Annotated in this window: 12 protein-coding genes; 9 read left to right on the top strand and 3 right to left on the bottom strand. The window is 62.6% G+C overall.

Annotation, left to right across the window (positions count from 1 at the left end; genetic code table 11):
* Window positions 1–47: 47 nt before the first annotated feature.
* Complete coding sequence (locus HTY51_RS09425; protein WP_174252503.1) at window positions 48–629, top strand: superoxide dismutase; 582 nt, start codon at window positions 48–50, stop codon at window positions 627–629.
* Between the two features lie 306 nt (window positions 630–935).
* A complete protein-coding gene (locus tag HTY51_RS09420) occupies window positions 936–3,173 on the top strand; it encodes an NADP-dependent isocitrate dehydrogenase (RefSeq protein WP_174252502.1) in 2,238 nt (745 codons plus the stop codon).
* An 80-nt stretch (window positions 3,174–3,253) separates the two neighbouring features.
* Here HTY51_RS09420 and HTY51_RS09415 read toward each other — a convergent pair whose 3' ends face one another.
* Window positions 3,254–3,709, bottom strand: a complete 456-nt coding sequence (locus HTY51_RS09415; RefSeq protein WP_174252501.1) for a DUF192 domain-containing protein — start codon at window positions 3,707–3,709, stop codon at window positions 3,254–3,256.
* A 238-nt stretch (window positions 3,710–3,947) separates the two neighbouring features.
* Here HTY51_RS09415 and clpS point away from each other — a divergent pair, with 238 nt between their 5' ends.
* Complete coding sequence (clpS, locus tag HTY51_RS09410; RefSeq protein WP_174252500.1) at window positions 3,948–4,307, top strand: ATP-dependent Clp protease adapter ClpS; 360 nt, start codon at window positions 3,948–3,950, stop codon at window positions 4,305–4,307.
* Between the two features lie 109 nt (window positions 4,308–4,416).
* A complete protein-coding gene (gene clpA, locus HTY51_RS09405; RefSeq protein ID WP_174252499.1) occupies window positions 4,417–6,744 on the top strand; it encodes an ATP-dependent Clp protease ATP-binding subunit ClpA in 2,328 nt (775 codons plus the stop codon).
* Window positions 6,745–6,807: 63 nt separating this feature from the next.
* Here clpA and HTY51_RS09400 read toward each other — a convergent pair whose 3' ends face one another.
* Complete coding sequence (locus HTY51_RS09400) at window positions 6,808–7,851, bottom strand: extracellular solute-binding protein (RefSeq protein WP_174252498.1); 1,044 nt, start codon at window positions 7,849–7,851, stop codon at window positions 6,808–6,810.
* 47 nt (window positions 7,852–7,898) lie between these two features.
* On the opposite strand from HTY51_RS09400, the gene HTY51_RS09395 reads away from it, so the two are divergent.
* Window positions 7,899–8,840, top strand: coding sequence for a patatin-like phospholipase family protein (locus HTY51_RS09395; protein ID WP_254606845.1), 942 nt, complete (start codon window positions 7,899–7,901; stop codon window positions 8,838–8,840).
* A gap of 194 nt (window positions 8,841–9,034) precedes the next feature.
* On the opposite strand, the gene HTY51_RS09390 is transcribed toward HTY51_RS09395, so the two are convergent.
* Entirely contained in the window at window positions 9,035–9,577 is a 543-nt protein-coding gene (locus tag HTY51_RS09390; protein WP_174252497.1) for a phasin family protein, read from the bottom strand.
* Between the two features lie 217 nt (window positions 9,578–9,794).
* Here HTY51_RS09390 and HTY51_RS09385 point away from each other — a divergent pair, with 217 nt between their 5' ends.
* From HTY51_RS09385 to HTY51_RS09370, 4 genes are read left to right on the top strand one after another with little or no spacing between them, the layout of a single operon-like run.
* Window positions 9,795–10,238, top strand: a complete 444-nt coding sequence (locus tag HTY51_RS09385) for a thioesterase family protein (RefSeq protein ID WP_174252496.1) — start codon at window positions 9,795–9,797, stop codon at window positions 10,236–10,238.
* 5 nt (window positions 10,239–10,243) lie between these two features.
* The gene (locus HTY51_RS09380; protein ID WP_174252495.1) at window positions 10,244–10,930 is read left to right on the top strand and encodes a nitroreductase; all 687 of its coding nucleotides are present in this window, start codon (window positions 10,244–10,246) and stop codon (window positions 10,928–10,930) included.
* A gap of 14 nt (window positions 10,931–10,944) precedes the next feature.
* Window positions 10,945–12,357: a sodium:proton antiporter gene (locus HTY51_RS09375; protein ID WP_174252494.1), complete on the top strand. Its 1,413-nt coding sequence runs from the start codon at window positions 10,945–10,947 to the stop codon at window positions 12,355–12,357.
* Window positions 12,358–12,372: 15 nt separating this feature from the next.
* Window positions 12,373–13,356, top strand: coding sequence for a D-glycerate dehydrogenase (locus tag HTY51_RS09370; protein ID WP_174252493.1), 984 nt, complete (start codon window positions 12,373–12,375; stop codon window positions 13,354–13,356).
* The last annotated feature ends 1 nt before the right edge of the window (window position 13,357 follow it).

Genomic DNA, 13,357 nt, shown 5'->3' with positions numbered 1-13,357 from the left:
CCTACAATCAGCGCTTTCGCCGACAACAAACCATCGAGGACAACACCATGGAACACACCCTTCCCCCCCTGCCGTACGCCATTGACGCCCTGGCACCGCACTACTCCAAGGAGACGTTGGAGTTCCACCATGGCAAGCACCACAACGCCTATGTGGTGAACCTGAACAACCTGCAAAAGGGCACCGAATTCGAAAGCATGGACCTGGAGTCCATCATCAAGAAGTCCAGCGGCGGTATCTACAACAACTCCGCCCAGATCTGGAACCACACTTTCTTCTGGAACTGCATGAAGCCCAATGGCGGCGGCGAGCCCACCGGTGCCTTGGCTACGGCCATCAACGCCAAGTGGGGCAGCTACGCTGCCTTCCGCGAAGCCTTCGTCAAGTCGGCCGTGGGCAACTTCGGCTCCGGCTGGACCTGGCTGGTGAAGAAGGCCGACGGTTCCGTGGACATCGTCAACACCGGGGCAGCGGGCACGCCCCTGACCACCGCCGACAAGGCCCTGCTGACGGTGGACGTGTGGGAGCACGCCTACTACATCGATTACCGCAACCTGCGCCAGAAGTTTGTCGAGACCTTCCTGGACAAGCTGGTGAACTGGGATTTCGCGGCCAAGAACTACGCCTGATTCCCGCGCTTTGCTGAAGAGGGGCTCGAAGGTTGGACCTTCGGGCCCTTTTTGTTTTCGGTCGTGGCGCCAAGGCTGACGGGTCGTCATCTCACCCCTGACAGTCAGTCATGTGTCTTTTATAAGACTTGGAGTGAAAATTTCCGGCTTTTTTTGATGAATATTTTGTATTGCGGGATTTCGATTCAAAAAAAGGGGGCGCGGGCTGAGCCCAGAAAGCAAAATCTCTCATCGTTGAATGACTGAAGCAGTTCAGGGTCAGCAAACGACCTGTGGCATCACGACTCGTATTTCTGGAGATAAGACATGAGCACTCAGCAACCCACCATCATCTACACCCTGACCGACGAGGCGCCGCTGCTGGCGACCAGTGCCTTCCTCCCCATCATCCGCACCTTCGCTGCCCCGGCTGGCGTCAACGTGGCCACCAGCGACATCTCGGTGGCGGCACGTGTTCTGGGCGCCTTCCCGGAATACCTGAGCGAGGAACAGCGCGTGCCGGACAACCTGGCCGAGCTGGGCCGCCTGACCCTGCTGCCTGACACCAACATCATCAAGCTGCCCAACATCAGTGCCTCGGTGGCGCAGCTGGTGGCCTGCATCAAGGAACTGCAGTCCAAGGGCTACAAGATCCCCGACTATCCGGAAAATCCGAAGACCGAGGAGGAAAAGGCGCTCCGCGCACGTTATGCCAAGTGCACGGGCAGCGCCGTCAACCCGGTGCTGCGCGAGGGCAACTCCGACCGCCGCGCCCCGGCCGCCGTGAAGAACTACGCGCGCAAGAACCCGCATTCCATGGCCGAGTGGAGCCAGGCGTCGCGCACCCACGTCTCGCACATGCACCATGGCGACTTCTACCATGGCGAGAAGTCGATGACGCTGGACAAGGCGCGCGACGTGAAGATGGAACTGATTACGAAGAGCGGCAAGACCATCGTGCTCAAGCCCAAGATTCCCCTGCTCGACCGGGAAGTGATCGACAGCATGTTCATGAGCAAGAAGGCGCTGCTCGAGTTCTACGAAAAGGAGATCGAGGACGCGCACAAGACCGGCGTGATGTTCTCGCTGCACGTGAAAGCCACCATGATGAAGGTCTCGCACCCCATCGTGTTCGGCCACTGCGTCAAGATCTTCTACAAGGACGCCTTCGAGAAACACGGCAAGCTGTTCGATGAGCTGGGCATCAACGTCAACAACGGCATGGTCGACCTCTACAACAAGATCGCCACGCTGCCCCAGTCCAAGCAGGAGGAGATCAAGCGTGACCTGCACGCCTGCCATGAGCATCGTCCGGAGCTGGCCATGGTCGATTCCGCCAAGGGCATCACCAACTTCCATTCGCCCAATGACGTGATCGTGGATGCCTCCATGCCGGCCATGATCCGCGCCGGCGGCAAGATGTACGGCGCCGATGGCCGGCTCAAGGACGTCAAGGCCGTGATGCCCGAGTCGACCTTCGCCCGCATCTACCAGGAAATCATCAACTTCTGCAAATGGCACGGCAACTTCGACCCGCGCACCATGGGCACCGTGCCCAACGTGGGCCTGATGGCCCAGCAGGCCGAGGAATACGGCTCGCACGACAAGACCTTCGAGATTTCCGAGGACGGCGTGGCCAACATCACCGACCTGGCCACGGGTGAGGTCCTGATGAGCCAGGACGTGGAGCAGGGTGACATCTGGCGCATGTGCCAGGTCAAGGACGCCGCGATCCGCGACTGGGTCAAGCTGGCCGTCACACGCGCGCGCAACTCGGGCATGCCGGTGGTGTTCTGGCTCGATCAGTACCGTCCGCACGAGGCCCAGCTGATCACCAAGGTCAAGATGTACCTGCACGAGCACGACACAGCGGGCCTGGACATCCAGATCATGTCGCAGGTGCGTGCCATGCGCTACACGCTGGAGCGCGTGATCCGCGGCCTGGACACCATCTCGGCCACCGGCAACATCCTGCGCGACTACCTGACCGACCTGTTTCCCATCATGGAGCTGGGCACCAGCGCCAAGATGCTGTCCATCGTGCCGCTGATGGCCGGTGGCGGCATGTACGAGACCGGCGCGGGTGGTTCGGCGCCCAAGCACGTGCAGCAGCTGGTGGAGGAAAACCACCTACGCTGGGATTCCCTGGGTGAGTTCCTGGCCCTCGCCGTTTCGCTCGAGGAGCTCGGCATCAAGAGCGGAAACAAGCGGGCCAAGATCCTGGCCACGACGCTGGATGCAGCGACCGGCAAGCTGCTCGACAACAACAAGAATCCCTCGCCCAAGACCGGCCAGCTCGACAACCGCGGCAGCCAGTTCTACCTGGCTCTCTACTGGGCCCAGGAGCTGGCCGCACAGAAGGACGACGCGGCCCTGGCGGCCCAGTTCGCCCCCCTGGCCAAGCAGCTGGCGGAGAACGAGAAGGCCATCGTGGCCGAACTGGCGGCCGTGCAGGGCAAGCCGGCCGATATCGGCGGTTACTACAAGCCGGATTTCGCCAAGCTCGATACCGTGATGCGGCCGAGCAAGACACTGAACGCGGCGCTCGCGTCGGTCAAGGTCTGAAGCCGTACGCCAGGATTTGAGGCAAGCAGGTGACCCCGGCGGGTTCCGTCGGGGTCACCTTTGTTTTTTGGCGCTTGCCCTTATCGGCGCATCTCGAAGGGCCGGCCTCCCAGCTTGCTGCCGGCCTTGATCCCCCGCTTGGCAAACCAGCCCTGGTTCATCTCCAGCACATACCGCACCGGCTTGGCCGAACAGTGGGACTGGAGGGTCTGCGGCTTCATGTCGGCCAGGTTGACGATGGTGCCGTCGTCGGCCACGAAGGCGGCCGTCAGAGGCAGCAGGGTGTTTTTCATCCAGAAACACTGGCTGGACGGCTGTTCGAAGACAAAGAGCATGCCTTCGCTGGTGGGCATTTCCTTGCGGAACATGAGCCCGATGGCGCGCTGCTCATTCGTGGCGGCCACCTGGGCGTTGATCAGATGCATGCCGGCCGAGAGCGTGATGCGCGACAGATGCAGCTGGGGCGTGTTCTGCGCCCAAGCCATTGCCGGCAAGGCCAGGAGCAGGACAAACAGGCGGGCGAGCAGACGGTTCATGGGTCGATGGCGTGAGTCACAGGCTGATGCATTGTCCGCCATTCCGGCCGGCGTGATGACGCGTTCAAACGGGACGTGCTGCCACGGCTGGCCCGAGGTGCGATACCCTTGGATTCGCACCAGGCCTGCGGCCGGTTTTTTTCATGGCCTACAGGAAACAGCCTTGAAGACTGCTCGGTTCGCCTCCAATTCAACCCCATGCGGGGCGCGCCTGATGCGCGCTCGATAGAATCGATCCATGGCCACCAAACCTCCCGCCAAAGCGCCCCTTCCGCCCGTCCAGCAGCCCAGCCGGGACGAGGGTGGATCGGTGGTGCTGGAGCGACGGACCCAGAAAGTCAAGCCGCCCCAGATGTATCAGGTGGTGATGTTGAACGATGACTACACCCCTATGGAGTTCGTGGTGGTCGTGATCCAGGAGTTTTTCAGCAAGGACCTGGAAACGGCCACCCAGATCATGCTCAAGATCCATCTGGACGGCAAAGGCGTATGTGGTGTCTACACCAAGGATGTGGCCGCCACCAAGGTGGACCAGGTGCTCGATGCGGCGCACAAGGCGGGGCATCCGCTGCAGTGCCTGAGCGAGCCGGTGGAGTGAGTATTTTGAGTAGACGGGTAAAAGTTACTTTACTTTCACGGCTGGAACTGTTGGACAGTCAGGTGAATCGGATTACAGTAGGTTCGTAAGCAAGGCAAAAGGAAGTCACATGATTGCCCAGGAATTGGAAGTCAGCCTCCACATGGCGTTTGTCGAGGCGCGTCAGCAGCGCCATGAGTTCATCACGGTGGAGCATCTGCTGCTGGCCTTGCTCGACAACCCCAGTGCGGCCGAGGTGCTGCGCGCCTGCGCGGCGAATATCGATGACCTGCGCAAGTCGCTGGCGAACTTCATCAAGGACAACACCCCCCAGGTGGCCGGTACCGACGACGTCGACACCCAGCCCACGCTGGGTTTCCAGCGGGTGATCCAGCGCGCCATCATGCACGTGCAGTCCACCGGCAGCGGCAAGAAGGAAGTGACCGGTGCCAACGTGCTGGTGGCCATCTTCGGCGAGAAAGACTCACACGCCGTCTACTACCTGCACCAGCAGGGCGTGACGCGGCTGGATGTGGTCAATTTCATTGCCCACGGCATCAAGAAGAGTGATCCGCCCGAAGCCGGCAAGTCCAGCGAGAGTTCGGGCGAGGCTGAGGAGGGGGCCGCCGCCGAGAAGGGCGACAGCAAGGCGTCCCCGCTGGAGCAGTACACCCTGAACCTGAACCAGGCTGCCAAGGAAGGCAAGATCGATCCGCTGATCGGCCGCGAGTACGAGGTCGAGCGCGTGATCCAGATCCTGTGCCGTCGCCGCAAGAACAACCCGCTGCTGGTGGGTGAAGCCGGCGTGGGCAAGACGGCCATTGCCGAAGGCCTGGCCTGGCGCATCGTCCAGAAAGACGTGCCCGAGATCCTGGCCGAAGCCAATGTCTATTCGCTGGACATGGGGGCCTTGCTGGCCGGCACCAAGTACCGCGGTGATTTCGAGCAGCGCCTCAAGGGCGTGCTCAAGTCCCTGAAGGACAAACCCAACGCCATCCTCTTCATCGACGAGATCCACACCCTGATCGGGGCCGGTGCGGCCTCGGGCGGCACGCTGGACGCCTCCAACCTGCTCAAACCGGCGCTCTCCAGCGGCCAGCTCAAGTGCATCGGTGCCACAACCTTCACCGAGTACCGCGGCATCTTCGAGAAGGATGCGGCGTTGTCGCGTCGTTTCCAGAAGGTCGACGTGGTCGAGCCCAGCGTGCAGGAGACCATCGACATCCTCAAGGGCCTGAAGTCGCGCTTCGAGGAGCACCACAACGTCAAGTACGCCAATGCGGCGCTGCAGGCGGCGGCCGAACTGTCGGCCAAGTACATCAACGACCGCCACCTGCCCGACAAGGCCATCGACGTGATCGACGAGGCGGGCGCCGCCCAGCGCATCCTGGCACCGTCCAAGCGCAAGAAGACCATTGGCAAGACCGAGGTCGAGGAAATCGTGGCCAAGATTGCCCGTATTCCCCCGGCCAACGTGTCCAACGACGACCGCAGCAAGCTGCAGACCATCGAACGTGACTTGAAGAGCGTGGTCTTCGGCCAGGACAAGGCGCTGGAAGTGCTGGCCGCGGCCGTCAAGATGGCGCGCTCCGGTCTGGGGCGTGCCGACAAGCCGATCGGCTCCTTCCTCTTCAGCGGCCCCACCGGTGTGGGCAAGACCGAAGCGGCCAAGCAGCTCGCCTACATCATGGGCATCGAGTTGATCCGCTTCGACATGTCGGAGTACATGGAGCGCCACGCCGTGAGCCGCCTGATCGGTGCGCCTCCGGGGTATGTCGGTTTCGACCAGGGCGGCCTGCTGACCGAGGCCGTGACCAAGAAGCCGCATGCCGTGCTGCTGCTCGACGAGATCGAGAAGGCGCATCCGGACATCTTCAACGTGCTGCTGCAGGTCATGGACCATGGCACGCTGACCGACAACAACGGGCGTAAGGCCGACTTCCGCAACATCATCATCATCATGACGACGAATGCGGGTGCCGAGACCATGAACAAGTCGACCATCGGCTTCACCAACCCGCGTCAGGCCGGTGACGAGATGGGCGACATCAAGCGCCTGTTCACACCGGAGTTCCGCAACCGTCTGGATGCCATGGTCAGCTTCAAGGCGCTGGACGAGAACATCATCCTGCGCGTGGTCGACAAGTTCCTGCTGCAGCTCGAAACCCAACTGGCCGAGAAGAAGGTGGACGTCACCTTCACCGACAAGCTGCGCAAGCACCTGGCCAAGAAGGGTTTCGACCCGCTCATGGGCGCACGCCCCATGCAGCGGCTCATCCAGGACACGATCCGTCGCGCGCTGGCCGACGAACTGCTCTTCGGTCGTCTGACCGAGGGCGGTCGCCTGACGGTGGACCTGGACGACAAGGACGAGAGCAAGACCGAGGTCACGCTCGACATCCAGCCCCTGCCCAAGAAGGAAGGCAAGGCCAAGCCTGAAGAGGCCACGGCCGACTGATCGTCAGTTGGAAAAAGAAAAAGCCGGCGGAATCCGCCGGCTTTTTTCATGGATGCGGGAGGGTCAACGGAAGCCTGCGCGGTCCAGCATCTGCTGCACCTTGACCGAGTTCTTGCCGACCACGCTGATCGGGATGGTCTCGCTCTTGAAACTGTTGCCGCCCATGGTCTTGAGGGCCGGGTTGTCCAGCTTCACGCCCTTGGCCGTCGGCCATTCATTGTTGCCATTGGCGAAATGTTCCTGCGCCTGGGCGCTGGCCAGGTATTCCAGGAATTTCACGGCGTTGGCCTGGTTCTTGGCATGTTTGGCCACGGCACCGCCGGCGATGTTCACGTGGGTACCCCAGCTGGACTGGTTGGGGAAGACCACACCGATGCGCTCCACCACGGACTGGTCTTCGGGCTTGCTGGAGCGCATCAGGCGCGCCAGGTAGTAGCTGTTGGTCACGGCCACGGCGCATTCACCCGAAGCCACGGCGCGGATCTGGTCGGTGTCGCCGCCCTTGGGCGCGCGTGCCATGTTGTCGACCATGCCCTTGAGCCAGGTTTCGGTCTGGGCTTCGCCCAAGTGCTCGTAAACCGAACCGAAGAGCGAGAGGTTGTAGGGGTGCGAACCGGAGCGGATGCACAGGCGGCCCTTGTTCTTGGCATCCCCCAGTTCCTCATAGGTGTCGACGTCTTCGCGCTTGACCTTGATCTTGTCGTAGACGATGACACGGGCCCGGGTCGAGAAGCCGTACCAGGCCGAGGCCCCCTCGGCATTGGCCGCTCCGCGCAATTGGGCCGGAATGGCAGCGTCCAATACGGCCGACTTGACGGGCTGGAACAGGCCTTCGGTTTCACCGCGCCACAGGCGCGCGGCGTCCACCAGCAGAATCACGTCGGCCGGGGAAGCGGCCCCTTCGGCGCGCAGGCGGGCCAGAATGCCGGCATCATCGGCATCCACGCGATGGATGCGGATCCCGGTGGTGCGGCTGAACTGGCTGTAGAGGGCCTCGTCGCTCGGGTAATGGCGGGCGGAATAGATGTTGACGACCTGCTCCTGGGCCAGCGCCTGGGTGCTGCTCAACAGGGTGAAGAGGGTGAGGGTGAAAATTCGCTTGAACATGATGTCTTAGGCTCGGATCAGAATTCGGAACCCAGATGATATACAAAATGCAAATCATTCTCAATACTTTAATGATCGTGATGCGATATCGGGGCCGGTACCTGCTGTGGCCCGCCCTGTGCCTCGTGCTGGCAGGCTGCGCCATGGCGCCGCCGGAACCGGGGCCGGACTTGTCTACGCCGGTCGAACTCAAGCGTGCCCCGCGTGTCGGCCTGGCTTTGGGGGGCGGCGCGGCGCGTGGTTTTGCCCATGTGGGTGTGATCCAGGTGCTTGAAGAGGCCGGCATACGGCCCGATCTGGTGGCCGGCACCTCGGCCGGCAGCATGGTGGCGGCGCTTTATGCCAGCGGACGCAATGGCAGTCAGTTGCAACGCACCGCCGAGACCATGGACGAGGCCACCTTCACCGACTGGACGCTGCCCTTGTTCAGCCGTGGCATGCTGCGCGGGGATGCCCTGGCCCGCTACGTTCACCAGCAGGTGGGAGGGCGCCGCATCGAGGATCTCCCCATGCCGCTGGGCATCCTGGCCACAGATCTGCAAAGCGGCCAGGGGGTACTGTTCGAGCGCGGCGACATCGCCACCGCGGTGCGGGCCTCAAGCGCCGTGCCCGGATTGTTCCAGCCGGTGAGCATCACCGGGCGGGAGTATGTGGATGGCGGCCTGGTGGCGCCGGTACCGGTGCGCCAGGCTCGCCAGATGGGGGCGGAACTGGTGATTGCCGTGGATATCTCGCAGCAGCCCGAGGCCAATGCGCCGGGTGATGTGTTCCAGATCCTGCTGCAGACCTTCAGCATCATGAGCAAGAGCATCAACAGCCTGGAACTGCTCGGCAGCAATCTGGTGGTGGTGCGTCCGGCGCTGAACGGGGTATCGGGGGCAGACTTCGCCGCACGCAACCGTGCCATTCAGGCCGGGCGGGCTGCCATGCAACAGGCCCTGCCGCAGCTGCGGCAGGCGATCGAAGCCGGAATGCGCCCCGTGAGGTAAAAAAAAAGCCCCGTCAGGGACGGGGCTTTGAAGGGATCCCTGAACCTGATGGTTACGAAAGGACCCGAGGAGACAACCAACTGGAAAACAAAAAATATTCTGTTTTCCGATAAATGAATTATGTCAGGGTTTTCCCTTGTTGTAAAGGCTCTTCGGTAAAGCCTCTACAAGCTGGGTCTATCCCGCGTTAAAAATCAACGCTTTTTGCTAGCCGTTTTGCCGGCTTCGACGGTGCTGACGGTCGCCGCCTTGAAATTCGACTCAGCCAGGGCAGCTGCCTGCTTGGCCGATTTCTGGGCGCTTTCCAGCACGTTGTTGGCCGCAGCCACGGCGCTCTTCATCAGGGCGACGGCGGTTTCGGAACCGGCCGGGGCGTTCTGGGCCGTGCTATCGACCACGTCCAGGAATTTCTTCTGGGCTTCGGCGACCTGGGCTTCGAAGGTTTTGCCGAATTCGGCGCTGGTCACGGCGGCGATGTCATAGATTTCGCGACTGTAGCTGGCGGCCTTTTCGCTCAGCGGCTGCAGCAGGCCGGATTGCAGGGCCAGCAGTTCTTGCGGGTCCTTGGCATTCAGAACGGTCTGCGTCTGGCTGGCGGACTCGGCCAGCAGGGCACGGGAGGCGGCCAGATTGAGTTCAACCAGCTTTTCCACGCCTTCGAAGGCTTTGCCGGTCAGACCAAAGAGGGTTTCAACGTTGGCCTTGTTGGCGGCCAGGACTTGTTCGACGGTCAGCATAGAAAACTCCTTGAAGGAAGGGTTGGGGAACCATGTTTGCTGCATTGCAGCATGAGGCCAATTTTAGGCAGCCCCACTCCGAATGCAAGAGGTTTTTGCTGCTTTGCAGCAATTTAGGTCCGGCAGCCTAGAAACCCTGAAGGGTGGGGCGGGCGCAATGGCGGCATGGGCAGCACCTGAAAGGCCGAGGCTGGGGACTGGCAAAATCAGGGGCAGCATGAACAACCCCAACGAGAAACCACGGCCGCTCCCGCGCAGCGCTTACCGGGTCTTCCGCCCCATCACCACCCGCTGGATGGACAACGATGTGTATGGTCATGTCAACAACGTCGTCTACTACAGCTGGTTTGACACCGCCGTCAACGCTTGGCTGATCGAGCAGGGCGTGCTGGACATCCACGGTGGCGACACCATCGGCCTGGTGATCGAGACCCAGTGCAACTACTTTGCCTCGCTGGCTTTTCCCCAGACTGTCGAGGCCGGCATACGCGTGGCGCGGCTGGGTCATTCCAGTGTGCGTTATGAGGTCGGCCTCTATGCCCAGGGCGAGGAATTCGCGGCCGCCCAGGGCCATTTCGTGCATGTCTACGTGGACCGGTTGTCCCGCCGGCCGGCACCCCTTCCGGCGCCCCTGCGAACGGCGCTTGAAACCCTGACCTGAATACCATGACCGTAGACGAAGCCATCCAGACGCGCATGTCCGTGCGCGCCTTCACGCCGCAGGCCGTGGCGCCTGAAACCATCCAGGACATCCTGCAACTGGCCAGCCGCGCGCCTTCGGGTACCAATACCCAGCCCTGGAAGGTCTACGTGCTGCGGGGTGCCAGCCGCGACAGCCTGGTGGAGAAAGTGTGTGCCGCGCATGAGGCACTGCGCGCCGATCCGGCGCTGGCCGCCGAATACCGCGAGGAATACGACTACTACCCGGAGCAATGGGTCAGTCCCTATATCGACCGACGGCGCGAGAATGGCTGGGGACTCTACGGCCTGCTGGGCATAGGTAAGGGCGACAAGGACAGGATGCACGCCCAGCACCAGCGCAACTTCCGTTTCTTCGATGCCCCCGTGGGCCTGATGTTCACGCTGGACCGTGTCATGGGGCGTGGCTCGCTGGTGGACTACGGCATGTTCCTGCAGAACATCATGCTGGCGGCGCGCGCGCGCGGCCTGCACACCTGCCCGCAGGCGGCCTGGAACGGTTTTGCGAAGATCATCCTGCCGCACATCGGCGCAGGTCCCGAGGAGATGCTGGTCTGCGGCATGGCGCTGGGTCATGCCGATGCGTCCAACGTCGTCAACAGCTTTCATACGCCGCGTGTGCCGGCCGAACAATTCACCCACTGGCTGGAATAACAAGAGGAACGACAATGAAACGATACCGTTGGGGCCTGGCCCTGGGATGGCTGGCCCTGTGCCCCGGCCTGGCGATGGCGGCCGAATTCGACGGCAGCCAGCTCTCGGCCATCTGGGGTGTGCCCTTTGCCGGCATCCTGCTGTCCATCGCCGTCATGCCACTGCTGGCGCCGACCTTCTGGCACCATCATTTCGGCAAGGTGGCAGCGGCCTGGTCCCTGGCCTTCCTGCTGCCCTTTGCGCTGGCCTTCGGCCCCGGCACGGCGCTGGTGAACTTTGTCCATGCCCTGCTGGCCGAGTACATCCCTTTCATCATCCTGCTGACGGCGCTGTTCACAGTGGCCGGCGGCATCCATATCCGCGGCAACCTGCACGGCAGCCCGGGCCTCAACACCGCCATCCTGGCCATCGGGGCCGTGCTGGCCAGTTTCATGGGCACCACCGGGGCCTCGATGCTGATGATCCGCCCGCTGATCCGAGCCAATGACAATCGCAGGCACAAGGCGCATGTGGTGGTGTTTTTCATCTTCATCGTCTCCAACGCCGGTGGTTCGCTGACGCCGCTGGGCGACCCGCCCCTGTTCCTGGGTTTCCTCAAGGGGGTGGACTTCTTCTGGACCCTGAGCCACATCTTCCCGGAGACGCTGTTCCTGGTGGGCGTGCTGCTGGCACTGTTCTATGCCATGGACAGCTGGTACTACCACCGGCGCGAGGAGATCCTGCCGGTCGACCCCACACCCGACAGCAAACGCATCGGCTTCGAGGGGGCCAGCAACTTCTGGCTGCTGGGGGCCATCGTGGGCCTGGTGCTGCTCAGTGGTTTCTGGAAGTCGGGCGTCGTCTTCGACATCCTGGGCACCGAGGTCGGCCTGCCGGGGCTGGTGCGCGATGTCGGCCTGCTCATCGTCACCCTGGTGTCGCTGAAGATCACGCCCCTGGACGCCCACGTCAACAACCAGTTTTCCTGGGCCCCGATGCAGGAGGTGGCCAAGCTGTTTGCCGGCATCTTCCTGACCATCATTCCCGTGATTGCCATGCTCAAGGCCGGCGTGAACGGCCCTTTCGGCGCCGTGGTGGCCGCCGTGACGCGCCCGGACGGCTCGCCTGATCCCGCCATGTATTTCTGGGCGGCCGGCGCCTTGAGCTCCTTCCTGGACAACGCGCCGACCTACCTGGTGTTCTTCAACACCGCCGGTGGCGATCCGGCGATCCTGATGACCACGCTGGCACCGACCCTGGCCGCCATCTCGGCGGGGGCGGTGTTCATGGGGGCCAACACCTACATCGGCAACGCGCCCAATCTGATGGTCAAGGCCATTGCCGAGGACCGCGGCGTGAAGATGCCGAGTTTCTTCGGTTACATGCTGTGGTCGGGCGCCATCCTGCTGCCCCTCTTCGTCGTCATGACCTTCATCTGGTTCCGTTAATTGAAAGCCTCTGCCATGAGCAAACCCCGCATCCTCGTCACCCGCGCCGTCTTTCCCGAAACCATTGCGCACCTGTCGCAGCATTTCGACGTCGAGTCCAACCAGGCTGATGAGGCCTGGACCGGCGCCCAGCTGATCGAGAAGCTGCGCGACAAGGATGGCGCTTTCACCACGGGCAGCGTGCGCATCGACACCGATGTGCTCGCCGCCTGTCCGAAGCTCAAGATCTGCGCCAACATGGCCGTGGGTTACAACAACTTCGACCTCGACGCCATGACGGCGCACGGTGTGCTGGGCACCAACACGCCCGACGTGCTGACCGAGACCACGGCCGACTTCGGCTTTGCGCTGATGATGGCCACGGCCCGCCGCATCACCGAGAGCGAGATCTACCTGCGCGAAGGCAAATGGACCAAGTGGAGTTACGACATGTTCGCCGGCTCCGACATCCATGGCGCGACGCTGGGCATCCTGGGCATGGGCCGAATCGGGCAAGGCATTGCCCGCCGCGGGGCGCATGGCTTCGGCATGAATGTGATCTATCACAACCGCTCGCGTCTCGATGCGGCGACCGAAGCCGAATGCAAGGCGCGTTATGTCAGCAAGGAAGAACTGCTCAAGACGGCCGATCACCTGGTGCTGGTGCTGCCCTACTCGGCCGCCTCGCACCATGCCATCGGCGCGGCCGAACTGGCGCAGATGAAGTCCACGGCCACGCTGGTCAACATCGCCCGTGGCGGCATCGTCGACGACGCGGCCCTGGCCCAGGCGCTGCGCGACAAGCGCATCGCCGCGGCCGGCCTGGACGTGTTCGAGGGCGAACCCAATGTGCATCCGGACCTGCTGACCGTGCCCAACGTGGTGCTGACGCCGCACATTGCCAGTTCCAGTGTGCCCACGCGCAAGGCCATGGCCAAGCTGGCGGCCGACAACCTGATCGAGTTCTTCAGCAAGGGCAAGGGCCTGACGCCCTTGAACCCCCAGGTTCTGAAGACCTGAG

Source organism: Rhodoferax sp. BAB1, from assembly GCF_013334205.1.
In the GTDB taxonomy this organism is placed as follows: Bacteria; Pseudomonadota; Gammaproteobacteria; order Burkholderiales; family Burkholderiaceae_C; genus Hylemonella.
Note: the sequence above shows the minus strand (reverse complement) of the source record. Positions and strands in the feature narration are given on the sequence as shown.